The following is a 24569-nucleotide window of genomic DNA, read 5'->3' on the forward strand; positions in this document are numbered from 1 at the left end:
GTGTGCGGGGGCGGGTTGTTGTGGGCCAACCTGTCCGGTGGCGCCGACTGGCAGGACCAGTCCACCGACGAGATCATGGTGTGGCTCAACCGGCAGGACAAGCAAGGCCGCCCGCAATCTCGACGACTTCACCCAGGTCCTCGTACGGCACAAGCTGCTGGACATCGGCTGAAACCCGGGCTCGTACGGAGGGGCGCATCCGGCAGGGCGGTGCGCGAGGACTGGTGAGGTTGCCCGTAATCGGGTACATACGATCCAGTAGCACCGGCCAGTAACCAAACTGTTCCGAAGATCCCGACTCGCGGCGAGGTGAAGCCCCTCATGTCCGCACCAACCAAGAAGCCCGCCGTCACCGAGCGCGAGGCGCGCCAGGTGGCGGAGGCCGCACGTGAGCAGGACTGGCGCAAGCCCAGCTTCGCCAAGGAGCTGTTCCTCGGCCGCTTCCGGCTCGATCTGATCCATCCGCACCCGATGCCCGCCGACGAGGACGCACAGCGCGGCGAGGAGTTCCTCGCCAAACTGCGTGACTTCTGCGAGACGAAGATCGACGGGGCGCGGATCGAGCGCGACGCGCAGATCCCGGACGAGACGATCAACGGGCTCAAGGAGCTCGGTGCCCTCGGCATGAAGATCGACACCAAGTACGGCGGCCTCGGCCTCACCCAGGTGTACTACAACAAGGCGCTCGCCCTGGTGGGCTCGGCGAACCCGGCGGTCGGCGCGCTGCTCTCCGCGCATCAGTCGATCGGCGTACCGCAGCCGCTGAAGCTCTTCGGTACGCAGGAGCAGAAGGACACCTTCCTGCCGCGTTGCGCCCGGACCGACATCTCGGCCTTCCTGCTGACCGAGCCGGACGTGGGCTCCGACCCGGCACGGCTCGCGACCACCGCGGTCCCGGACGGCGACTCGTACGTCCTCGACGGCGTGAAGCTCTGGACGACCAACGGCGTCGTCGCGGACCTCCTCGTCGTCATGGCGCGGGTGCCGAAGTCCGAGGGGCACAAGGGCGGCATCACCGCCTTCGTCGTGGAGTCCGCCTCGGAAGGCGTCACCGTCGAGAACCGCAACGCCTTCATGGGCCTGCGCGGCCTGGAGAACGGCGTCACGCGCTTCCACCAGGTCCGCGTCCCGGCGGCCAACCGCATCGGCCCGGAGGGTGCGGGCCTCAAGATCGCGCTCACGACGCTGAACACCGGGCGGCTGTCCCTGCCCGCCATGTGCGTGGGCGCGGGCAAGTGGTGTCTGAAGATCGCTCGTGAGTGGTCGGCGGCGCGCGAGCAGTGGGGCAAGCCGGTGGCCTTCCATGAGGCCGTGGGCTCGAAGATCTCCTTCATCGCGGCGACGACCTTCGCTCTGGAGGCCGTACTCGACCTGTCCTCGCAGATGGCCGACGAGGACCGCAACGACATCCGTATCGAGGCGGCTCTCGCGAAGCTGTACGGCTCCGAGATGGCCTGGCTGATGGCGGACGAGTTGGTCCAGATCCGCGGCGGACGCGGCTTCGAGACCGCCGAGTCCCTCGCGGCCCGCGGCGAACGCGCTGTCCCGGCCGAGCAGATTCTGCGTGACCTGCGCATCAACCGCATCTTCGAGGGCTCGACCGAGATCATGCACCTGCTGATCGCACGCGAGGCCGTCGACGCCCATCTGAAGGTCGCGGGCGACCTCATCGACCCGGAGAAGACCCTCCAGGACAAGGCGAAGGCGGGCGCGAACGCCGGTGTGTTCTACGCCAAGTGGCTGCCCAAGCTGGTCGCCGGACCCGGCCAACTCCCGCGCTCTTACGCCGACTTCCACCCGGAGGGCCACCTCGACCTGTCCGGTCACCTCCGTTACGTGGAGCGGTCCGCCCGCAAGCTCGCCCGGTCCACCTTCTACGCCATGTCGCGCTGGCAGGGCCGGATGGAGACCAAGCAGGGCTTCCTCGGCCGGATCGTCGACATCGGCGCCGAACTGTTCGCGATGAGCGCGGCCTGCGTACGCGCCGAGCACCTGCGTACCACCGGGGAGCACGGCCGTGAGGCCTATCAGCTCGCCGACGCCTTCTGCCGCCAGTCCCGCATCCGGGTCGAGGAACTCTTCGGCCGGCTGTGGAGCAACACCGACGACCTCGACCACAAGGTGGTCAAGGGCGTTCTCGGCGGTACGTACACCTGGCTGGAGGAGGGCGTCATCGACCCTTCCGGCGACGGTGCCTGGATCGCGGACGCGACGCCCGGGCCGGCGAAACGGGACAACGTCCACCGCCCCATTCGCTGACCTTTTCCCCAGGAATGCACAGGCGTCCCCGTGGTCATTCTGTTGCTTGCCGCAGTGAAGGGCAGCGACACAGAATCGACCTCGGGGACGTCGATGCCCCCCACCAGGCCGAGGGGGAATTCCAGTGGCCACAATCGAGCGCATCACCGGCCGGATCATGCGGGCCGGCGAGGGACGCATGCTGCGCAGGCTGCAGCGCATCGCCGAACAGGTCAATTCCCTGGAAGCGGAATTCGAGGGGATGACCGACGACGAACTACGGGATCTCACCCACGAGTTCAAAAAGCGCCACGCAGACGGCGAAAACCTCGACGATCTGCTGCCCGAAGCCTTCGCCGCGATGCGCGAGGCGTCCCGGCGCACCCTCGGAATGCGCCATTTCGACGTACAGATCATGGGCGGTGCGGCACTCCACTTCGGCAATATCGCCGAAATGCACACCGGCGAGGGCAAGACCCTCGTCGCGACCCTGCCCGTGTATCTGAACGCCCTGACCGGCAAGGGCGTCCACCTCGTCACGGTGAACGACTACCTCGCCCAGCGCGACGCCGAGTGGATGGGCCGCGCCTACCGCTTCCTGGGCCTGACCGTCGGCGTCATCGAGTCGCAGTCGACCCCGGCCGAGCGGCGCGAACAGTACGCCCGCGACATCACCTACGGCACCAACACCGAGTTCGGCTTCGACTACCTGCGCGACAACATGGCCTGGTCGCAGAAGGAACTCGTGCAGCGCGGCCACCACTTCGCGATCGTCGACGAGGCCGACTCGATCCTCATCGACGAGGCCCGTACGCCGCTGATCATCTCCGGGCCCGCCGATCAGCCGACGCACTGGTACGAGTCGTTCGCCAAGATGGTCACGCGGATGAAGGGCGTCTCCATCCAGGCGGAGCACTTCACGTCGCCGATGGACAAGGAACGCCTCGCGGTGCTGCGGGCCACGCACGACTACGAGTACGACCCGAAGAAGCGCACCGTGGCGATCCTGGACAGTGGAGTCGAGTACCTCCAGGACCAGCTCGGCATCGACAGCCTCTACGAGTCCGACCACACGCCCCTCATCGGCCACTTGAACAACGCCCTCAAGGCCAAGGAGCACTTCAAGAAGGACAAGGACTACGTGGTCATCGACGGCGAAGTCCTCATCGTCGACGAGCACACCGGCCGCATCCTCGCAGGGCGCCGCTACAACGAGGGCCTGCACCAGGCGATCGAGGCCAAGGAGCGTGTGACCGTCAAGGACGAGAACCAGACCCTGGCGACGATCACCCTGCAGAACTTCTTCCGGCTGTACGAGAAGCTCGCCGGGATGACCGGTACGGCGATGACCGAGGCCGCCGAGTTCCACCAGATCTACAAGCTGCACGTGGTGCCGATCCCCACGAACCGGCCGATGGTCCGCGCGGACGACGCCGATCAGATCTACCGCACCGAGGGCGCGAAGTTCACCTCGATCGTCGACGACATCGCCGAGCGGCACGCGAAGGGCCAGCCGATCCTGGTGGGCACCACCTCCGTCGAGAAGTCCGAGCTGCTGTCCGCTCAGCTGAAACGGCGGGGCATCCGGCACGAGGTGCTCAACGCCAAGAACCACCAGCGCGAGGCGCAGATCGTCGCCCAGGCCGGCCGCAAGGGCGCGGTCACCGTGGCCACGAACATGGCGGGCCGCGGCACCGACATCATGCTCGGCGGCAACCCCGAGGCGATGGCGCGCGCGGAACTGGACCGGCGGGGGCTCGATCCGGAGGACCACCCCGAGGAGTACGGGGCGGCGCTCGAGAGGATGACGGAGTCCGTGGCGGCCGAGCGCGACGAGGTGATCGACCTCGGCGGGCTCTACGTCCTCGGCACCGAACGCCACGAGTCGCGCCGTATCGACAACCAGCTGCGCGGACGGGCCGGCCGGCAGGGCGACCCCGGCGCCTCCCGCTTCTACCTGTCCCTGGAGGACGACCTGATGCGGCTGTTCCGCGCCCAGGTCGTCGACCGCGTGATGGCGATGGCGAACGTCCCCGACGACGTCCCCATCGAGAACAAGATGGTCACGCGCGCCATCGCCTCCGCCCAGTCCCAGATCGAGCAGCAGCACTTCGAGTCCCGCAAGGACGTCCTGAAGTTCGACGAGGTGCTCAACCGGCAGCGCACACTCATCTACGAGGAACGCCGCCGGGTCCTCGCGGGCGAGAACCTGCGCGAACAGATCATCCACTTCATGGACGACACCCTCCGCGCGTACATCACGGAGGAGACGGCCGAGGGCTTCCCCGAGGAGTGGAACCTGGACCGGCTGTGGGCTGCCTTCAAGCAGCTCTACCCGATCAAGGTCACCATCGAGGACATGGAGGACGAGGTCGGCGGGCGCGCGAACCTCACCGCCGACGACCTGATCGAGACGATCACCGAGGACATCCACGCCCGCTACGAGGAGCGCGAGGCCGAACTCGGCTCCGACGCCCTCCGCGACCTGGAACGCCTCGTCGTTCTCTCGGTCCTCGACCGCAAGTGGCGCGAGCACCTCTACGAGATGGACTACCTCCGCGACGGCATCGGTCTGCGCTGGACGCTGGGCCGCGAGCCGATCATCGAGTACGAGCGCGAGGGCTACGACATGTACGCCGCGATGACGGAGGCCATCAAGGAGGAGTCCGTCGGCTACGTCTTCAACCTCGACGCCTCGGGCAAGGCCCGCGACGGCCAGGAGACCCTGGAGGCGGGCCGGCGGGACGAGGACCTCCACTTCAGCGCCCCCACACTGGACACGGCGGAAGGCGTGGTCGAGGGGGACTTCAGCCGCTCCGACGCGGTGCCGGCGCCTGCCAAGGCCGCTGCTTCGGCGGCGGGTTCGGCTCCGAAGGAAGCGGGCACCGGCACGAAGGCGGCCCCGGCCCGGCGGCCCGCCAAGAAGTCCGCCAAGTCCAACAGGTCGAAGAACCGCCGCCGCCGCAAGTAACGGCCCATGCCAACGGCGACGATGCTGTCGTAATACACCTGTTGAAGTTCTCTCCCGGATGAATGCCGGGAGATTCTCCCCTGGATCGCTCCGGGGAGTTTGACAGGGCATGCCTGTCCAGCGACGACCCTTCCGGCCGCAGGAGCAAGTACGGGACTCACTCGGGCTGTTGGGAGCTTGGTTGTCGCCCCCGGCACAGTGCACTAAGCGTACCGGATGTGTTACGGAGTGATGCATCGGTGCTCTGCGCCGCCGGGCCGAGGATGCACTCACCACCCCGTGAACGGGGGGCACTGCGCAAGATCAGATGTCGACGCGTCCGGCAGCCGGAGCCGGAGTGCTGAGAAACGTGCCGGTCAGAGCCACGGCGCCGATGAGCGCGGGCAGGGCAGCGCGTATCCGCATGGAGATCCCCCCTGGGTGTCGTCCAGTGTCAGGAGAGAAGGAGTATCACGCTTTCTTCACTTGAGCTTCACAAGTGGCGACATGGCTCTGTCTTGTGACACATGGCGGTAAGAGGCCTGCGAACGGGACGCCCTGTCCGGTCGGCGGCTCGATGCGGCCACAATGGAGGGATGAGTGACAGTCCAGCGCCCCTCGCTGATCCGCATCTTGTCTTCGATCCCGTGGCCTCGGACGGGCCCCGGGACGTGGTGATCCTGGGATCCACCGGGTCGATCGGTACGCAGGCCATCGACCTTGTGGAGCGCAATCCCGGCAGGTTCCGGGTCAGCGGGCTCTCCGCCGCGGGCGGGAGGGTCGGGCTGCTGGCGGAGCAGGCGTGGCGCCTTCGGGTGCGTACCGTCGCGGTCGCCCGGGAGGACGTCGTACCGCAGCTGCGGAAGGACCTGAGCGAGCGGTACGGGAACGGGGAGCCGCTGCCGGAGATCCTCGCCGGAGCGGACGCGGCCACGCAGCTCGCCGCCTCCGAGTGTCACACCGTGCTCAACGGCATCACCGGGTCGATCGGGCTCGCGCCCACCCTCGCCGCGCTCGAAGCGGGCCGCACCCTCGCGCTCGCCAACAAGGAGTCGCTCATCGTCGGCGGCCCGCTGGTCAAGGCCCTCGCCAAGCCGGGGCAGATCATCCCGGTCGACTCCGAGCACGCGGCCCTGTTCCAGGCGCTCGCCTCGGGCACCAGATCCGACGTACGCAAGCTCGTCGTCACCGCCTCCGGGGGCCCCTTCCGGGGCCGTACGAAGGAGGAACTCGCGAACGTCGCCCCGGCCGACGCCCTCGCCCACCCCACCTGGGCCATGGGCCCGGTCATCACCATCAACTCCGCGACCCTCGTCAACAAGGGGCTGGAAGTCATCGAGGCGCATCTCCTCTACGACATTCCCTTCGAGCGGATTGAGGTGGTCGTGCACCCGCAGTCGTATGTCCACTCGATGGTGGAGTTCACGGACGGATCGACGATCGCCCAGGCGACGCCCCCGGACATGCGCGGGCCGATCGCCATCGGGCTCGGCTGGCCCGAGCGCGTCCCCGACGCCGCGCCCGCCTTCGACTGGTCGAAGGCGTCGAGCTGGGAGTTCTTCCCGCTCGACAACGACGCGTTTCCGTCGGTCGGGCTCGCCCGCCATGTCGGGGAACTCGCGGGGACGGCCCCGGCCGTGTTCAATGCGGCGAACGAGGAGTGCGTGGACGCGTTCCTGAACGGCGCCCTGCCGTTCAACGGGATCATGGAGACCGTCACGAAGGTGGTCGCCGAGCACGGCTCGCCCCGTACGGGAACTCCACTCACCGTCGCGGACGTCCTCGAAGCGGAGACCTGGGCACGCGCCCGGGCCCGCGAACTGACGCAGGCGCAGAAGACGCAGCACACACTGCGGACAACGCAGACGACCACGGCGGAGGCCGGTGCATGACGACCCTGATGATGATCCTCGGCATAGTCGTCTTCGTGATCGGCCTGCTGTTCTCGATCGCCTGGCACGAGCTGGGACATCTGTCCATGGCCAAGCTCTTCGGCGTCCGGGTACCGCAGTACATGGTCGGTTTCGGCCCGACCATCTGGTCGCGGAAGAAGGGCGAGACCGAGTACGGCGTCAAGGCGATCCCCCTCGGCGGCTACATCCGCATGATCGGCATGTTCCCGCCCGGCCCGGACGGCAGGCTCGAGGCCCGCTCCACCTCGCCGTGGCGCGGCATGATCGAGGACGCCCGCGCGCAGTCCTTCGAGGAGCTGCAGCCCGGCGACGAGAACCGCCTCCTCTACACGCGCAAGCCCTGGAAGCGCGTGATCGTGATGTTCGCCGGCCCCTTCATGAACCTGATCCTGGCCGTCGTGATCTTCATGGGGGTGATGATGACCTTCGGCATCCAGACCCAGACCACCACGGTCGGCAAGGTCTCCGACTGCGTCATCCAGCAGAGCGAGAACCGCACCAAGTGCGCGAAGAGCGACCAGGCCGCGCCGGCCAAGGCCGCCGGCCTCGAAGCGGGCGACAAGATCATCGCGTTCAACGGCACACGCGTCGAGGACTGGTCCGCCCTCCAGAACGACATCCGCGCCAACCCCGGCAAGGACGTCACGATCACCGTTGAGCGCGGGGGCGAGCGGCTCGACCTGAACACCCACCTGATCAGGAACCAGGTCAGCAAGTCGGACGGCAACGGCGGCTATGTCGAGGGCCAGTACGTGTACGCCGGCTTCCTCGGCTTCACCCCCGCCTCCGGCATCGTCGAGCAGTCCTTCGGCCAGTCCGTGGACCGCATGGGCGACATGATGGAGAACGGCGTCGAGTCGCTGATCGCCCTCCCGTCCAAGGTCCCCGCCCTGTGGGACGCGGCGTTCGGCGATGGCCCGCGCGAGGACGACTCCCCGATGGGCGTGGTCGGCGCGGCCCGCGTAGGCGGCGAGGTCTTCACCCTCGACATCCCGCCGGAGAACCAGATCGCGATGATGCTGTTCCTCGTCGCGGGCTTCAACCTCTCCCTCTTCCTGTTCAACATGCTCCCGCTGCTGCCGCTCGACGGCGGACACATCGCGGGCGCCCTGTGGGAGTCGCTGCGGCGGAATGTGGCGAAGGTGTTCAGGAGGCCCGACCCGGGGCCGTTCGATGTGGCGAAGCTGATGCCGGTGGCCTATGTGGTGGCGGGGATCTTCATCTGCTTCACCTTGCTGGTCCTGGTGGCAGACGTCGTTAACCCGGTGAGAATCTCCTAGCAAGGCGGAGTTTGCGGCGACCGGGCAGGATTTGGGCCCGGTCGCCGTGGCATGGGGTGACTTGTGGCGGCCTGTGCGGGGGATGTGCTCCCGTGTTCGGGGGTGCCGTAATCTCGTTGGCTGGAGCCCGTCAGCTTTCGGGACCGACCGATCCTTACCTTGGGGTTGCACAGCAGATGACTGCGATTTCTCTCGGCATGCCGTCCGTTCCGATCAAGCTCGCCGAGCGCCGGAAGAGCCGGCAGATCCAGGTCGGGACCGTGGCCGTGGGCGGAGACGCACCCGTCTCGGTGCAGTCGATGACGACGACGCGTACGTCGGACATCGGGGCCACGTTGCAGCAGATCGCCGAGCTGACGGCGTCGGGCTGCCAGATCGTGCGGGTGGCCTGTCCGACGCAGGATGACGCGGACGCGCTGGCGACGATCGCGCGGAAGTCGCAGATCCCGGTGATCGCGGACATTCATTTCCAGCCGAAGTACGTGTTCGCCGCGATCGAGGCGGGCTGTGCGGCGGTGCGGGTCAATCCCGGCAACATCAAGCAGTTCGACGACAAGGTCAAGGAGATCGCGCGGGCCGCCAAGGACCATGGCACCCCGATCCGGATCGGGGTGAACGCGGGGTCGCTGGATCGGCGGCTGCTGCAGAAGTACGGCAGGGCGACGCCCGAGGCGCTGGTGGAGTCGGCGCTGTGGGAGGCCTCGCTGTTCGAGGAGCACGACTTCCGGGACATCAAGATCTCGGTGAAGCACAACGACCCGGTGGTGATGGTCAACGCCTACCGGCAGCTGGCCGCCCAGTCCGACTACCCGCTGCACCTCGGGGTGACGGAGGCCGGCCCCGCCTTCCAGGGGACCATCAAGTCGGCGGTCGCCTTCGGCGCGCTGCTCTCCGAGGGCATCGGCGATACCATCCGCGTCTCCCTGTCGGCGCCTCCGGCGGAGGAGGTCAAGGTCGGCAACCAGATCCTGGAGTCGCTGGGGCTGCGCGAGCGCGGCCTGGAGATCGTCTCGTGCCCGTCATGCGGCCGGGCCCAGGTGGACGTCTACAAGCTCGCCGAGGAGGTCACGGCCGGGCTGACGGGCATGGAGGTTCCGCTGCGCGTCGCGGTCATGGGCTGTGTGGTGAACGGGCCGGGCGAGGCGAGGGAAGCGGACCTGGGCGTCGCCTCCGGCAACGGCAAGGGGCAGATCTTTGTGAAGGGCGAGGTCATCAAGACGGTGCCCGAGTCGAAGATCGTGGAGACCCTGATCGAGGAGGCGATGAAGATCGCCGAGCAGATGGAGGCGGAGGGGGCCGCCTCCGGGGAGCCTTCGGTTTCGGTGGCGGGCTGACGGGATTCGGTCGGTGGCGGGCTGACCCGAGGTCCGGCTGGCGTGACGTCCGGTCGGCGGCGGGTTTGACCGGCTATCGCCGTGGCCACCTCAGACGCCACGGCTGACACGCGCGTCTCCAAGGCTGCCCGGAGGGCTCAGGCATCGGGCGGCGTCGCCTATTTTCGCCAGGTACAGTGCGGGGAATCAGCAGATCCCAGGGTGAGGCCCCCGTACGTGTTGACGCAGACCACCACCAGGGTCCTCGAACCGAGTGACCTGGACGCCGCACTCGCCGTCCTCGACCGTGAGCCGGTCGTGAACGCCTTCGTGACCTCCCGGGTGCAGATCGCGGGCCTCGACCCGTGGCGGCTCGGCGGCGAGATGTGGGGCTGGTACGAGGACGGCATGCTGACGTCCTTGTGCTACGCCGGCGCCAATCTGGTCCCGATCTGCGCCACCCCCCGTGCCGTACGCGCCTTCGCGGACCGGGCCCGTCGCGCGGGCCGCCGCTGCTCCTCCATAGTCGGCCCGGCCGAGGCCACCGCCCAGCTGTGGCGGCTCCTCGAGCCGAACTGGGGCCCCGCCCGCGAGGTCCGCCCCCACCAGCCCCTGATGGTCACCGACCGGGTTCCCTCCGACATCGCCCCGGATCCGTACGTCCGCCGGATCCGCAAGGACGAGATGGAGACGATCATGCCCGCCTGCGTGGCGATGTTCACGGAGGAGGTCGGCATCTCGCCGCTCGCCGGTGACGGCGGGCTCCTTTACCAGGCCCGGGTCGCCGAACTCGTCGGCTCCGGGCGCTCGTTCGCCCGCCTCGGCCACGACGGCAGGGTCATCTTCAAGGCGGAGATCGGCGCCGCGACCCCACAGGTCTGCCAGATCCAGGGCGTCTGGATCGCCCCCGAGTACCGAGGCCAGGGCCTCGCGGCCCCCGGCATGGCAGCCGTCCTCCGCTACGCACTCGCGGACGTGGCCCCCGTCGTCAGCCTCTACGTCAACGACTTCAACACGGCTGCCCGACGCACCTACCAAAGGGTGGGCTTCCAGGAGATCGGCGCGTTCATGAGCGTGCTGTTCTGAGGGTTCGCTCTCTAAGCTTGTAGGGGCTGAGCGCCCCTGTAAGGGGCGCGGGGCTGTGAAATTTGCGGGCTCCGCCGCGATGGGGGTCCCCCCGCTCTGGGGGTCCCCCCAGGCCCTTAAGGCCCCTTAAGGCACTGGGGGAGAAGCCGAGAGTGGGGGAGCGACCAACCACGACGAACCCGCAGCTGACAGGCAACCCCAGTCCACGGCGCAACTCAGCAATGCGCACCGGTAGTCTCCGGGCATGTTTCGCATCCCCGGCCAGGGCCCCCGTACGCCCGACGACGTCGTCATCGGCCCGCTGGATCTGGCCGCGCGGATCGACGAGGCGCTCGCCGTGCAGGCCGTGGCCTTCGGGCTCGGCGCGGACGAGATCGCCGTACGGCGGCAGATCGTGCTGCGGCATCTCACCTACCCCGGCGCCCGCGCGCTCGGCGCCACCACCCCCGACGGCCGGCTCGTCGGCTTCGTCTACGGCATGCCCAACAACCGTGCGCACTGGTGGTCCACCGTCGTCGAGCCCTATCTGCGCAGCCAGGGCCACGAGACCTGGCTCGACGACTCCTTCGTGATCACCGAGCTGCACGTCCACCCGCACTACCAGAACCACGGCATCGGCCGCGCCCTGATCACCACCATCACGGACGGCGCCACCCAGCCCCGCTCGATCCTCTCGGCCATCGACACGGACAGCCCGGCCCGCGGCCTCTACCACTCCCTCGGCTACGAGGACCTGGCCCGCAACGTCCTGTTCCCCAGCGCCCCGAAGCCGTACGCGGTGATGGGCGCCCACCTTCCCCTCCGCCGCAGGCGATAGGTGCCGGGACGCCAATCGATTTCCACCGCCCGGTACCGCCCGGCTAACCTCCTAGCCATCACCGTTATCCGGCAGGAGTTAAGAATCATGGCCCAGGTCCAGCGCATGTCCCGGTTGATGATCAAGACACTGCGCGACGACCCGGCGGACGCCGAGACGCTCAGCCACAAGCTGCTCGTCCGCGCCGGTTACGTGCGCCGCACGTCGGCCGGTATCTGGAGCTGGCTGCCGCTCGGCAAGAAGGTCCTCGAGAACGTGGCGCGCGTGGTGCGCGAGGAGATGGACGCCATCGGCGGCCAGGAGGTCCTGCTGCCCGCGCTGCTGCCGCGGGAGCCGTACGACGCGTCGGGCCGCTGGGACGAGTACGGCGATCTCCTCTTCCGCGTCAAGGACCGCAAGGGCGCCGACTACTTGCTGGGCCCCACGCACGAGGAGATCTTCACTCAGATCGTCAAGGATCAGTGCTCGTCCTACAAGGACCTGCCGGTGATCCTCTACCAGATCCAGACCAAGTACCGGGACGAGGCCCGCCCCCGCTCCGGTGTGCTGCGCGGCCGTGAGTTCCAGATGAAGGACTCGTACTCCTTCGACACCACGGACGAGGGCCTGGTCGAGTCGTACGCGCTGCACCGCGAGGCGTACCAGAAGATCTTCGCGCGCCTGGGCCTGGACTACCGCATCGTCTCCGCCGTCTCCGGAGCGATGGGCGGCTCGGCGTCGGAGGAATTCCTCGCGCCCGCCGCGGCCGGTGAGGACACCTTCGTGGACTGCCCGGCCTGCGACTACGCGGCCAACACGGAAGCCGTCACCTTCGCGCTCGCGCCGGTCGAGGGCGTCGAGCACGGTCCGGTCGAGGAACTTGACACCCCCGACACCCCGACCATCGAGACCCTCGCCGAGCACCTGGGCGTGACGGCGTCCGCCACCCTCAAGAACCTCCTCGTCAAGGTCGACGGCGAGATCGTCGCCGTCGGCGTCCCCGGCGACCGCGAGGTCGACCTCGGCAAGCTGGGCGAGCATCTGGCCCCGGCGGTGGTGGAGTTGGTGACCGCCGAGGACTTCGTGGGCCGTGCGGATCTCGTACGCGGTTACGTGGGCCCGCAGGGTCTGGACAAGGTCCGCTACATCGCCGATCCGCGCGTGGCGCCCGGTACGGCCTGGATCACAGGCGCCAACAAGGCGGACAAGCACGCCCGCAACGTGGTCTGCGGCCGGGACTTCGAGGTCGACGACTACCTCGACGTGGTCGTCGTCGAGGAGGGCGACCCCTGCCCCGTCTGCGGCACCGGCCTCAAGCTGGACCGTGCCATCGAGATCGGTCACATCTTCCAGCTGGGCCGCAAGTACGCCGACACCTTCCAGCTCGATGTCCTCGGCCAGAACGGCAAGCCGGTGCGCGTGACGATGGGCTCGTACGGCATCGGTGTCTCGCGGGCGGTGGCCGCGCTGGCCGAGCAGTCGGCGGACTCGCAGGGGCTGTGCTGGCCTCGCGAGGTGGCGCCGGCCGATGTGCACGTCGTCGCCGCGGGCAAGGCTCTGCAGACCGAACTGGCCCTCGACGTCTCGGAGAAGCTGGGCGCGGCGGGCGTACGGGTCCTGGTGGACGACCGGGCCGGCGTCTCGCCGGGCGTCAAGTTCACAGACTCCGAACTGATCGGCGTCCCCCAGATCCTGGTAGCCGGCCGCCGCTCGGCCGAGGGCGTCCTCGAGCTCAAGGACCGCCGCACGGGGGAGCGCGAGGAGCTGACGGTGGCCGAGGCGGTGGCTCGCCTGACGGCGTAACGGGGCCTGTGCGCGCGGGGGCGGGGCGGGCTTGTTTCGCCCCCGCCGCCCCTACCCATACCCGTCCCCTGGGCTTCGCCCAGAGCCCACCAGGGGCTGCGCCCCTGGACCCCGCAGCGGTTGCGCCCCTGGGCCCGGCGGGGGCTCTGCCCCGACGCCACTGGGGGCTCTGCCCCCGACCCCCCTGGGGGCTGCACCCCAGACCTCAGTGTGGGCTGCGCCCCCGACCCCACTCGGGGCTGCGCCCCTGGGCCCGCTGGGCTGCGCCCGAGACCCCACCGGCCTTGCGGCCTCGTCCTCAACCGCCGGACGGCCTGCCGTCTCCCTGGCCATCGCGGATGAGATGATACGGGCAAATGCGCCAATCGATTCGTTAAGTGCGTAATAGTGTAAATTCACCCGTCTGGCGGACGGTGAATGTGATCTATATGGCCCGAAACGAACAGCTCGGTCAGGCTCCGCCGGCAGCGGCGGAGGCGCAGGAAGCCGTCCGGATGCACGTACTCCGGAATACGGGCGACGGGCAGACCCAGGCAGAGGCGCTGCAGCTCGCGCTGCATCACGCGGTGGCTGACCTCGGCGGGCTGGGTGGCATGGTGCACCTGCGCATACCCGGTGACAGCCGGCCGTTGCACCTGGCAGTCACGGGCGGGCTGCCCCGGGAATTCGCCCAGCAGTGGGGGACCCTCGGCTGGCAGGACGAGACCGCACCGATCCGGGCCCTGCGGGACAGCGCGCTCGTGTGGCTGCCCACGACGGACACGCAGGCTCGCGCCCTTCCTGCCGGTACCGGGATCGCGGCCGTCCCGCTGCTCGCCGCGGAGGGCAGCTCTCTCGGAGTGCTTTCGGTCGTGACGGTGTCCGGGGCCCCCTCGGTCACGCAGCGAGACCTCCTCGAGGCGCTCGCTCGGTGGGTGTGCGAGCGCCTGGCGCATCCCGCTCCCACCACCGGCAGCCTCAACCCCGCCTGGTGGAACGCGGAACACCTGGCCGGGCCCCGGCTGCAGCAGGCACGCGAGGCGGTCCGTGTCGGTACCTGGGACCAGAACCTCCGCACCGGCGACGTGGTCTACGACGAGACGACGATGGCCATACTCGGCATCGACCCGGAGACCTTCGACGGACGGGTCGACACCGTTGTGGGGCTCGTTCACCCGGACGACCTGCCGCGCGTCGTGGCCGCGGTGGACCGGGCCATCCGGCAGCGCGGCGAGTACGCGGCGGAGTACCGGCTGTGCAGGTCGGACGGCAGTGTCGTCTGGATAGAGGCCCGCGCCCAGGTCGTCCTCGGCGAGGACGGCGAGCCGGCTCACTTCGTGGGCACCGTGTGGGATACGACGCAGAAGCGGGCGGCGCTGGATTCGGTCGGCCATTCCCTGCTGCACATGAGCGACGGTTTCCTCACGGTGGATGCCGACTGGCGGATCGAGTTCGTCAATCTCCACGCCGAGCGCCTCCTCGGCCCCTCGCAGCAGCTGTTCGGCCGCGTCCTGTGGGATGTTCCCGGTACCGAGGTGCCCGGCCTGGAGGACCGCTGCCGGCAGGCCGCCGCCACCGGCGCTCCGACCGGCTTCGACGTCCAGTGGCCGACGAACCGGCGTTGGTACCACCTGCGTCTGGTTCCTTCGCCGGACGGTGTGACGGTGTTCCTCACCGACGTGACCGAAACGCGGCTGGCGGACGAGCAGCGTGCGGCCGCCCAGCGCGCCGCCGCCCGGCGCACCACGCACATCGGCCGCCTCAACGCGGCGCTGGCCGACGCGGTCACTGTGAGCGACGTCGTCGATACCGTGGCAGAGCGTGTTCTGCCCCTGGTCGGTGCCACCGGCCTGTTTGTGCAGCTCGTGGACGGCGAGAGCCTCCGAGTGGCGGGGAGCGCCGGGTACTCCCAGGAGTTTCTGGACAACTTTCCCAAAAGGATGAGCGTGTCCGACCACACCCCCGTCAGTGACGCCGTCCGCCACGGCGCCCCGCAGTACCTCCGCTCCAGGCGGGAGTTCCGCGACCGCTACCCGGAGGTCGCCGGCCTCGCGTTCTCGGGAGGGAAGAATGCCTGGGCGTTCCTGCCTCTGATCGTCTCCGGCCGTCCCGTCGGTTGCCTGGTCATCTCCTTCTCCCGACCGCGCCGGTTCAGCGAGGAGGACCGGGCCCTGCTGACCGCGCTCAGCGGGCTGATCGCCCAGGCCCTGGAACGGGCCCGCCTGTACGACGCAGAGCACACCCGCTCCCAGGAGTTGCAGCGCGGCCTGCTCCCGCTGGTCCTGCCCTCCCTGCCCGCCGTCACCGCTGCGGCCCACTACGTGCCGGCCACCGAGGGTCTGGAGGTCGGCGGCGACTGGTACGACGTCATCCCACTGTCTGCCGAGCGAGTCGCGCTCGTCATCGGAGACGTCATGGGCCACGGACTGTCCGAAGCCGCCACCATGGGCCGCCTGCGCACCGCCGTACACACACTGGTGGGACTCGAACTACCCCCCGACGAACTGTTCTCCCACCTGAACGACCTGGTCAGCGACCTTGGCGATGACTTCTACGCCACCTGCCTGTACGCGGTCTACGACCCCGCCACCCAGATTTGTACCGTCGTCCGGGCCGGGCACCCCCCACCTGCCCTCCTCCACCCCGACGGCACCGTCCACTTCCCGCAGCTGCCTCAAAACCCACCGCTCGGCGCGGCCACGCCGCCCTTCGAGACGGTGGAACTGACGGTGCCCGAAGGAAGCCTGATCGTGCTCTACACCGACGGCCTGGTCGAGTCCGCGGCCCGCGACATCGACAGCGGCATGGCCCACCTGGCCAAGACGCTCACCGACGCCCAGATGCCCAATGGGCGCGCTCTGGGCGCCACGACCGCCGACCGGGATGCCGACGCCCGGCGCCTCGACCAGCTGTGCACCGCGCTCATATCTGCTCTCGTCCCTGCCAAGGAGCAGACCAGCGACGATACTGCGGTGCTCGTGGCCCGCACCCACCCTCTGGCCGCTGGGAACGTGGCGTCCTGGGAGCTTCCCGAGGACCCGATCGCCGCAGGCCAAGCCCGCGACTACGTACGACATCAGCTCACCGAGTGGCATCTCGACGACCTCACGTGGACCACAGAGCTGATAGCCAGCGAGCTCGTCGGCAATGTCATCCGTCATGCGAGAGGCCCCGTCCAGCTGCGCCTCATCCGCAGCCGTTCGCTCATCTGCGAGGTCACTGACGGCAGCCTGACCACCCCTCACATTCGCCGCGCACTTGAGACCGACGAAGGCAACCGCGGCCTGCAGTTGATCGCCGCACTCACCCAACGCTGGGGAACCCGCCACCTCTCCAACGGCAAGTGCATCTGGACGGAGCAGCTCTTGCCCTAGCGCCAGGCGCGGGGCGCGGCGAGTTGTTTCGCCCCCGCCGCCCTTACCCGTCCCATACCAAGGGGCTCCGCCCCTTAGACCCCGCTGGGGCTGCGCCCCAGACCCCCATCGGCCTGAACGGCCTCGTCCTCAAACTCCCCCAGCTACCGCTGGGAGGTGCCCCCAGACGGGCTGATTGATGCGGGCCAGCACTGACAAAGTTCGGCTGCGTCTAATCAGCCCTCGGGCGACTGGCGCGCAAGTTCAGCCCTCCGGCGTCTGCCGCGCAAAATCAGCCTGTTGGGGGTCCCCCCAGCGGTAGCTGGGGGAGTTTGAGGAGCGGGGGTCCGGGGGCGCAGCCCCCCCCAGCGGGGTCCAGGGGCGGAGCCTCTTGGTATGGGACGGGACGGGTAAGGGCGGCGGGGGCGAAACCCCGGTCGGCGCCACCCCCGCGGGAAGAATCCCGCCGGGGTGGCGCCAACCCGGTTCAGCGCGCCGCAGGCGTCAGCCGCGGGGCTTCTCGCGCATCTCGTACGTCGCGATGACGTCGTCGACCTTGATGTCGTTGAAGTTGCCGAGGTTGATACCGCCCTCGAACCCTTCGCGAATCTCGGTGACGTCGTCCTTGAAGCGACGCAGCCCGGAGATGTTGAGGTTCTCCGCGATGACCTTGCCATCGCGCAGCAACCGCGCCTTGGTGTTGCGCTTGACCTCGCCGGAGCGGACCAGCACACCGGCGATGTTGCCCAGCTTGGACGAGCGGAAGACCTCGCGGATCTCCGCCGTACCGAGCTCGACCTCTTCGAACTCCGGCTTGAGCATGCCCTTGAGGGCCGCCTCGATCTCCTCGATGGCCTGGTAGATCACCGAGTAGTAGCGGACGTCGACGCCCTCGCGCTCCGCCATCTGCGAGGCACGGCCGGCCGCGCGGACGTTGAAGCCGATGACGATGGCGTCGGAGCCGGTCGCCAGGTCGATGTCCGACTCGGTGACCGCACCCACACCACGGTGCAGGATGCGGATGTCGACCTCTTCGCCGACGTCGAGCTGGAGCAGCGAGGACTCGAGAGCCTCCACCGAACCGGACGCGTCGCCCTTGATGATGAGGTTGAGTTCCTGCACCAGACCGGCCTTGAGGGCCTCGTCCAGGTTCTCCAGGGAGAACCGGACACCCCGGCGGGCGAAGTTGGCGTTCCGCTCACGAGCGGCACGCTTCTCCGCGATCTGACGGGCCGTACGGTCCTCGTCGACGACGAGGAAGTTGTCGCCGGCGCCCGGGACGTTGGTGAGACCGAGGACGAGGACCGGGGTCGAGGGACCCGCCTCTTCCACGTTCTCGCCCTTGTCGTCGAGCATCGCGCGGACACGGCCGTACGCGTCGCCGACCACCATGGTGTCGCCGACCCGCAGGGTGCCTCGCTGGACCAGGACAGTCGCGACGGCGCCGCGGCCACGGTCCAGGTGGGACTCGATCGCGATGCCCTGCGCGTCCTGCTCCGGGTTGGCCCGCAGGTCGAGCGAGGCGTCCGCGGTGAGGACCACGGCCTCCAGCAGGTTCTCGATGTTGAGGCCCTGCTTGGCGGAGATGTCGACGAACATCGTGTCGCCGCCGTACTCCTCGGCCACCAGACCGAACTCGGTGAGCTGACCGCGCACCTTGGTCGGGTCGGCACCCTCGACGTCGATCTTGTTGACCGCGACCACGATCGGCACACCGGCCGCCTTGGCGTGGTTCAACGCCTCGATCGTCTGGGGCATCACACCGTCGTTGGCCGCCACCACGAGGATCGCGATGTCGGTCGACTTGGCACCTCGGGCACGCATGGCGGTGAACGCCTCGTGACCCGGGGTGTCGATGAAGGTGATCCTGCGCTCTTCCTCGTTGACCTTGGTGGCGACCTGGTACGCACCGATGTGCTGCGTGATACCGCCGGCCTCGCCCGCGACGACGTTCGTCTTGCGGATGGTGTCAAGGAGGCGGGTCTTACCGTGGTCGACGTGACCCATGACGGTCACGACCGGCGGACGCGGCGCGAGGAACTCCTCGCCACCCTCGTCCTCGCCGAACTCGATGTCGAAGGACTCGAGCAGCTCGCGGTCCTCCTCCTCGGGGCTGACGATCTCGAGGACGTAGTTCATCTCGTCCGCGAGGAGCTTCAGCGTCTCGTCGGAGACGGACTGCGTGGCAGTGACCATCTCGCCGAGGTTCATCATCACGGCGACGAGCGACGCCGGGTTGGCGTTGATCTTCTCCGCGAAGTCGGTGAGGGACGCACCGCGCGACAGGCGGACGGACTGTCCGTTGCCGCGAGGCAGCATCACACCGCCGACCGACGGGGCCTGCATGGCCTCGTACTCCTGGCGCCTCTGCCGCTTCGACTTGCGACCACGACGCGCCGGACCGCCGGGACGGCCGAACGCACCCTGCGTGCCACCACGGCCACCGGGACCACCCGGACGACCGCCGAAGCCGGGACGGCCACCGCCGCCACCCGGACCACCGGGACGACCGGCGAAACCGCCGCCACCGCCACCGGGACCACCGGGACGACCGGCGAAACCGCCACCGCCGCCGCCACCGGGACGACCGGCGAAACCGCCGCCACCGGGACGACCGCCGCCACCGCCACCGGGACGACCGCCGCCACCAGGACCGCGGCCACCGGGGCCACCGCCGCCGGGACGCGGGCTACCGGCAGCCGGACGCTGCGGCATCATGCCGGGGTTCGGACGGTTGCCGCCGGGGCCGCCGCCGGGACGCGGAGCGCCACCGGGACCACCCTGCGGACGAGGCATGCCGCCCGGAGTCGGACGGTTGCCGCCGGGGCCGCCACCGGGACGCGGAGCGCCACCGGGACCACCCTGCGGACGGGGACCACGGTCCTGGCCCGCACCCTGAGGACGCGGACCGCCACCCGGAGCACCGGCGCCACCGGGGCGCGGGGCACCACCCGGACGGGGCGCCTGCGGGCGCGCCATACCGGTGGAGCCACCAGAGGTGAACGGGTTGTTGCCCGGACGCGGGCCGGCCGGACGACCGCCCGGACGTCCGCCCTGGCCGCCGGGACGCGGAGCGCCCTGACGGTCACCGCGGTCGCCACGGCCCTGGCCGCCCTGCGCGGGACCACTCGGACGGGCACCCGGCTTCGGGGCACCCGGACGGGCACCACCCGGACGCGGACCCGAGGGAGCCGCAGGACCCGAGGAGGCCGCGGGAGCCGCCGGAGGCGCCGTGAACTCGGGCGCCGCAGGAGCCGGAGACGCCGGAGCGGGCTTCGGCGCAGGCGGCTTGGGACCCGGAGTCGGACGCGGCCCCGGAGTCACGGGCCCACCGGCCGGAGCCGCGGGCTTCTCCGCGGCAGGCGGCTTCGGGGCCGGCGGGCGCGGGGCAGCCGGACGGGCAGCCTGCGCCGGAGAGGGGGTGGCCGGCTTGGCGGGCGCGGCCTTGCGCGGGGCGGGCTTGCCGCCGCCGTTGCCCTGCTGGAGGGCGTCAGTCAGTTTGCGTACTACGGGCGCTTCGATCGTCGAAGACGCAGAACGGACAAATTCACCGAGTTCTTGGAGCTTGGCCATGACGACCTTGCTCTCAACCCCGAACTCCTTGGCGAGTTCGTATACCCGGACCTTAGCCACTTCGCTCCTTTTAGGTCCGGGTTGCGTCCGGACCGTCGCTACTTCATGGGCGTACTCATCGCGTGCTCATCGAGTGCTCATCGCAATCTCGACCTACTTCCAACTCGCGGGGTACCAGGGCCGCACGGGGGTTCCGTGCGACACGTCTTACGGTGTTGCCTTCTCGGCAACGGTCTTCTCGACAGCTAGGCGCAATGCCTCCGTGTCGAGCGGTCCCTGGGCACGCAGCGCCCGGGGGAACGCCCGGCGGCGGACCGCCAGGTCGAGACAGACCAGGGCGGGGTGTACATAGGCACCCCGGCCGGGCAGCGTACCGCGATGATCGGGGACACACTCGCCCTCGATCGCCACGATGCGCAGCAGATCGTCCTTGGCCGCTCGCTCCCGGCACCCCACACACGTGCGCTCAGGGCATGCTCGGGCTGGCGTCCGGCCAGACACAATCAAGTCTACCTCCCCGCACCGACCTCACCCCTTTGGGGCAAGAATCGAACGGTTGCCGCGTATAAATCTGTCGTGATCTCAGCGACCCGGGGGCGTGATCTATTCCCTGCCCTGGTCCCCGGCCTGCTGACCGGTCTGCTCGCCGGTCTGTTCGGTGTCCGGCCGGATGTCGATCCGCCAGCCGGTCAGCCGGGCGGCGAGCCGGGCATTCTGCCCTTCTTTGCCGATGGCCAGGGACAGTTGATAGTCCGGCACCGTCACGCGCGCGGAGCGGGCCGCCAGGTCCACGACCTCGACTTTGGAGACCCGGGCCGGGGAGAGCGCGTTGGCCACCATCTCGGCCGGATCGTCCGACCAGTCGACGATGTCGATCTTCTCACCGTTGAGCTCGCCCATGACATTGCGCACACGTCCGCCCATGGGCCCGATGCAGGCGCCCTTGGCGTTCAGGCCCGAACGGGTGGACCGGACGGCGATCTTCGTGCGGTGCCCCGCCTCCCGGGCGATGGCGGCGATCTCGACGGATCCGTCGGCGATCTCCGGCACCTCGAGAGCGAAGAGCTTCTTCACCAGATTGGGATGCGTCCGCGACAGCGTCACGGAGGGCCCACGCACACCCTTCGCCACCCGGACCACGTAGGACCTCAGCCGCATCCCATGCTGGTACATCTCGCCGGGCACCTGCTCCTGCACCGGCAGGATGGCCTCCAGCTTGCCGATGTCCACGAGTACGTTCTTGGGGTCGCGGCCCTGCTGGACGACGCCGGTGACGATGTCGCCCTCGCGGCCCGCGTACTCGCCGAGCGTCGCGTCGTCCTCGGCGTCCCGCAGGCGCTGCAGGATGACCTGCTTGGCGGTGGTGGCGGCGATCCGGCCGAAGCCGGTCGGGGTGTCGTCGAACTCGCGTGGCTCCTGGCCCTCTTCGAGGTCCTCGGGGTCCTCCTTCGCCCACACGGTCACATGGCCGCTCTCGCGGTTGAGCTCCACGCGCGCGTGGCGACGGCTTCCCTCGGTGCGGTGATAGGCGATGAGGAGGGCCGATTCGATCGCTTCGACCAGCAGGTCGAAGGAGATCTCCTTCTCCCGTACCAAGCCCCGCAGGGCACTCATGTCGATGTCCACGGCTACGCCTCCTCTTCCTTCTTGTCCTTGCGGCTGAACTCGACCTGGACGCGCGCCTTGGCGATCTCCCCGAAGGCGACCCTCCTGGCGGTGGCCTTGCGCCCCTTCACACCGGGCACTTCGAGGTCCACGCCCTCGTCGTCCACCTCGAGGATCCGGGCGACCACCTCGCCACCCTCGGCCAGCTGGAACTTCACCAGCCGGCCGGTGGCACGTACGTAGTGACGGTGTTCCCTGAGCTCGCGCTCCGCACCGGGCGTTCCCACCTCGAGGGTGTACTCGCCCGCGCCCATCGCGTCCGTCTCGTCGAGTTTCGCCGAGAGCACGCGGCTCACATCGGCGATCTGGTCGAGGTCGGCACCTTCGTCGGAATCGACGGTGACGCGCAGCACACGCTTACGTCCGACCGAGTCCACTTCGATCTCCTCGAGATCGAGTCCCTGGGAGCTGACGAGCGGTTCCAGCAGTCCTCGCAGCCTCTCGCTCTGGGTGGTGCTCATCCGGGTGACTCCTCGGCCGCGTGTGCTGTTGTGGGTAGGTCGCGTGTCAGGTCAAAGGGTATCGGGTCCAGGAGGGTGTTGCCGTCCACCGGCATCACCGCGGGTTACCTTGATCCGGGCAGCCGAGCCACCCGGAGCTCCGGTCGCCGCCCTTCCTTTCGTACGAGCCTGCCGAGGACGTCTGCCTTGTCGTTCACCCCGCCGTCGCGCTCGCCCTCGGGGCCGCGCCGAAGGAGCCTGCTCGCCTCAGCCGCCGGTGCGGGCGCCGCGCTGCTCACGGGCTGCTCCGCCTCCGACTCGTCCTCCGAGACCACCAAGGAGGCCGCTTCCGCCGCCGACCGGGCACGCGCGCGTGCGGCACGCGACAGCGAGGGGCTCGCGGCGCGGTACGCCGTCGTGCTCGCCGCGCATCCGGCGCTGGCGTCGCGGCTGACACCGCTGCGGGCGGAGGTCGTACGGCATGCGGAGGCGTTCGGGGGCGGGAAGCGGGCGTCTGCCACCCCTGCTCCCTCGGCTTCTCCCTCGGCGTCTTCGTCTCCCGCTGCTTCGGCGAGTGCTCCGGCCGCGAGCGTTCCGGCCCGCGAGGAGGATGCCGTAGCCGAACTCGCCTCGGCCGAGCGGGCGCTGGCGGACCGGCGTACGAAGGCGCTCGAGGAGGTGCCGGGAGAGCTGGCGCGACTGCTGGCCTCGGTGGCGGCGGCCGGTGCGGTGCACGTGTACTTGCTGACGGAGGGCGCGAAGTGAGCGGGTCCGCGGGTTCCGAGATCTCCGGGAAGACGGAGGCTTCGGCCGAGCTGAAGGCCGTGCTTGCCGCGCTGCGTGCCGAGCATGCCGCGGTGTACGGGTACGGGGTCGTGGGCGGAAAGGTGCGTGCGGGGCGGCGGGCCGAGGCGCAGGCCGCGTACGACGCGCATCGGGCCCGGCGCGACGCGCTCGCGCGGGCCGTGCGGGACCTGGACGGGAAGCCCGAACCTGCGGCGGCCGCATACGCGCTGCCGTTCCCGGTGACCGACTCGGACGCGGCCGTGCGGCTGGCCGTCGAGCTGGAGGAGCGGGTGGCCGGCGTGTACTCGGATGTCGTACGGGCCGCCGGGGGTGAGCGGCGGCGTGATGCCGCTGAGGCCTTGCGGGAGGCTGCGGTGCGGGCGGCGCGCTGGCGTGGCGGGAGCGTAGCCTTCCCTGGTCTCGCCGAGCGGGCCACCCCGGCCGGGCCGCCGTCGACACCCCGCACGTAACGCACTTCGGAGCAGGTCGAGCACGTCGAGCAAGCACGTCGGAAGGGAACACTCGCGTATGGCTTTCGAACCGCCGCGGCGGCTCGTCCGGGCGCTCGGCGAGACGGCGCCGGCCGGTGACGACTGGCTGGAGAAGCTGCCCGAGACGGCTCAACAGGCCGTCTCTGTACGCGAGTTGACCGTGGAGCGGGTGCAGGTGCCCGGCGGGCGCAGCAGTCTTGTGGTGCTGGTGCGGCTGCCCGATGGGACGCCCGCCGTCCTCAAGCTCGCGCCGCCGCGGGCGCGTCCGGAGAGCGAGCGGGCCGCGCTGGCGCACTGGGACGGACGGGGCGCGGTACTGCTCCTCGAGGCCCCCGGTCCTTCCAGTCCCTCCGGGCCTCCCGGGAACGGGGGTGTGCTGCTCCTGGAGCGGTTGCATCCCGATGTGTCCGTGCGGTCGTTGCCCGAGGCGAAGTCGATGCTGGAGGCGGCCGGGACGTTGCGGCGGCTGTGGGTCGAGCCGCCTGCCGGGCATGTCTTCGAGACCGTGGCCGAGCGGACGGGGCGGCAGGCCGAGGCGATGCGGGCGTCTGCCGATGCGGAGGCGCTGCCGCTGGTGGACGCGGCGCTCGCGGTCCGCGAGCAGTTGCTCGCGGCTCCGCCGGAGGAGCGGCTGCTGCACGGCACGTTCCGCCAGAGCAAGGTGCTCGCCGGTGAACGCAGTCCCTGGCTGGCCGTGGGGCCCGATCCCGTCGTCGGCGAGTGCGCCTTCGACCTGGCCCGACTGGTCCGCGACCGCGTCGAGGACCTGATCGCCTCGCCGTCCGGCCCCGCGACGACGCGCCGCCGGGTCAAGCGCCTCGCGGAGTCTCTGGACGTGGACCAGGAGCGGTTGCGGGGGTGGACGCTGTTCCGGGCGGTCGAGTCGGGGGTGCGGGCCCGGCG

General features: G+C 69.6%; 16 protein-coding genes and 2 pseudogenes. 13 read left to right on the forward strand and 5 right to left on the reverse strand.

What is annotated here, in order from left to right; genetic code table 11:
• The 3 genes and pseudogenes from G6048_RS48840 to secA all read left to right on the forward strand — a co-directional run.
• Nucleotides 1–228 (forward strand): annotated as a pseudogene (locus tag G6048_RS48840) (hypothetical protein); the annotation flags it as partial.
• A gap of 93 nt (nt 229–321) precedes the next feature.
• Complete coding sequence (locus G6048_RS33065; RefSeq protein WP_165343282.1) at nt 322–2259, forward strand: acyl-CoA dehydrogenase family protein; 1938 nt, start codon at nt 322–324, stop codon at nt 2257–2259.
• Nucleotides 2260–2416: 157 nt separating this feature from the next.
• Complete coding sequence (gene secA / locus G6048_RS33070) at nt 2417–5209, forward strand: preprotein translocase subunit SecA (RefSeq protein ID WP_165343294.1); 2793 nt, start codon at nt 2417–2419, stop codon at nt 5207–5209.
• A gap of 306 nt (nt 5210–5515) precedes the next feature.
• On the opposite strand, the pseudogene G6048_RS33075 reads toward secA, so the two are convergent.
• Nucleotides 5516–5614, reverse strand: a pseudogene (locus G6048_RS33075) (lamin tail domain-containing protein); the annotation flags it as partial.
• A 170-nt stretch (nt 5615–5784) separates the two neighbouring features.
• Between G6048_RS33075 and dxr the strand changes: the two are divergent.
• From dxr to G6048_RS33110, 7 genes are all read left to right on the forward strand, one after another.
• A complete protein-coding gene (gene dxr, locus G6048_RS33080) occupies nt 5785–7080 on the forward strand; it encodes a 1-deoxy-D-xylulose-5-phosphate reductoisomerase (RefSeq protein WP_165343283.1) in 1296 nt (431 codons plus the stop codon).
• Nucleotides 7077–8381 (forward strand): M50 family metallopeptidase, encoded by a 1305-nt coding sequence (locus tag G6048_RS33085; protein ID WP_165343284.1) that lies wholly within the window; start codon nt 7077–7079, stop codon nt 8379–8381. Before dxr ends, G6048_RS33085 begins: the two co-directional genes overlap by 4 nt.
• Before the next feature lie 176 nt (nt 8382–8557).
• Nucleotides 8558–9715 carry a flavodoxin-dependent (E)-4-hydroxy-3-methylbut-2-enyl-diphosphate synthase gene (ispG, locus tag G6048_RS33090; RefSeq protein WP_165343285.1) on the forward strand — a complete coding sequence of 386 codons (1158 nt, stop codon included), beginning with the start codon at nt 8558–8560 and terminating at the stop codon, nt 9713–9715.
• A gap of 216 nt (nt 9716–9931) precedes the next feature.
• Complete coding sequence (locus G6048_RS33095; protein WP_165343286.1) at nt 9932–10780, forward strand: GNAT family N-acetyltransferase; 849 nt, start codon at nt 9932–9934, stop codon at nt 10778–10780.
• A 244-nt stretch (nt 10781–11024) separates the two neighbouring features.
• Nucleotides 11025–11597, forward strand: coding sequence for a GNAT family N-acetyltransferase (locus G6048_RS33100; RefSeq protein WP_165343287.1), 573 nt, complete (start codon nt 11025–11027; stop codon nt 11595–11597).
• Between the two features lie 87 nt (nt 11598–11684).
• A complete protein-coding gene (locus tag G6048_RS33105) occupies nt 11685–13379 on the forward strand; it encodes a proline--tRNA ligase (protein WP_165343288.1) in 1695 nt (564 codons plus the stop codon).
• A 428-nt stretch (nt 13380–13807) separates the two neighbouring features.
• A complete protein-coding gene (locus tag G6048_RS33110; protein WP_235990617.1) occupies nt 13808–16732 on the forward strand; it encodes a SpoIIE family protein phosphatase in 2925 nt (974 codons plus the stop codon).
• Between the two features lie 483 nt (nt 16733–17215).
• Here G6048_RS33110 and infB read toward each other — a convergent pair whose 3' ends face one another.
• From infB to rimP, 4 genes are all read right to left on the reverse strand, one after another.
• Nucleotides 17216–20344: a translation initiation factor IF-2 gene (gene infB, locus G6048_RS51570; RefSeq protein WP_165343289.1), complete on the reverse strand. Its 3129-nt coding sequence runs from the start codon at nt 20342–20344 to the stop codon at nt 17216–17218.
• Nucleotides 20345–20491: 147 nt separating this feature from the next.
• Nucleotides 20492–20785 carry a YlxR family protein gene (locus G6048_RS33120; protein WP_165343296.1) on the reverse strand — a complete coding sequence of 98 codons (294 nt, stop codon included), beginning with the start codon at nt 20783–20785 and terminating at the stop codon, nt 20492–20494.
• A 102-nt stretch (nt 20786–20887) separates the two neighbouring features.
• Nucleotides 20888–21910, reverse strand: a complete 1023-nt coding sequence (gene nusA, locus G6048_RS33125; RefSeq protein WP_165343290.1) for a transcription termination factor NusA — start codon at nt 21908–21910, stop codon at nt 20888–20890.
• A 2-nt stretch (nt 21911–21912) separates the two neighbouring features.
• A complete protein-coding gene (gene rimP, locus G6048_RS33130) occupies nt 21913–22410 on the reverse strand; it encodes a ribosome maturation factor RimP (RefSeq protein ID WP_165343291.1) in 498 nt (165 codons plus the stop codon).
• 186 nt (nt 22411–22596) lie between these two features.
• Between rimP and G6048_RS33135 the strand changes: the two genes are divergently transcribed.
• The 3 genes from G6048_RS33135 to G6048_RS33145 all read left to right on the forward strand — a co-directional run.
• Entirely contained in the window at nt 22597–23154 is a 558-nt protein-coding gene (locus G6048_RS33135; RefSeq protein WP_165343292.1) for a hypothetical protein, read from the forward strand.
• Nucleotides 23151–23645, forward strand: a complete 495-nt coding sequence (locus G6048_RS33140) for a ferritin-like domain-containing protein (protein WP_328827677.1) — start codon at nt 23151–23153, stop codon at nt 23643–23645. The genes G6048_RS33135 and G6048_RS33140 overlap by 4 nt, the downstream gene beginning before the upstream one ends.
• A 58-nt stretch (nt 23646–23703) precedes the next feature.
• Nucleotides 23704–24569: aminoglycoside phosphotransferase family protein (locus G6048_RS33145; RefSeq protein ID WP_165343293.1), on the forward strand; the 866-nt coding region annotated here is incomplete at its 3' end.

The sequence above is a fragment of the Streptomyces ureilyticus genome, from assembly GCF_011045025.1.
Lineage (GTDB): Bacteria > Actinomycetota > Actinomycetes > Streptomycetales > Streptomycetaceae > Streptomyces > Streptomyces ureilyticus.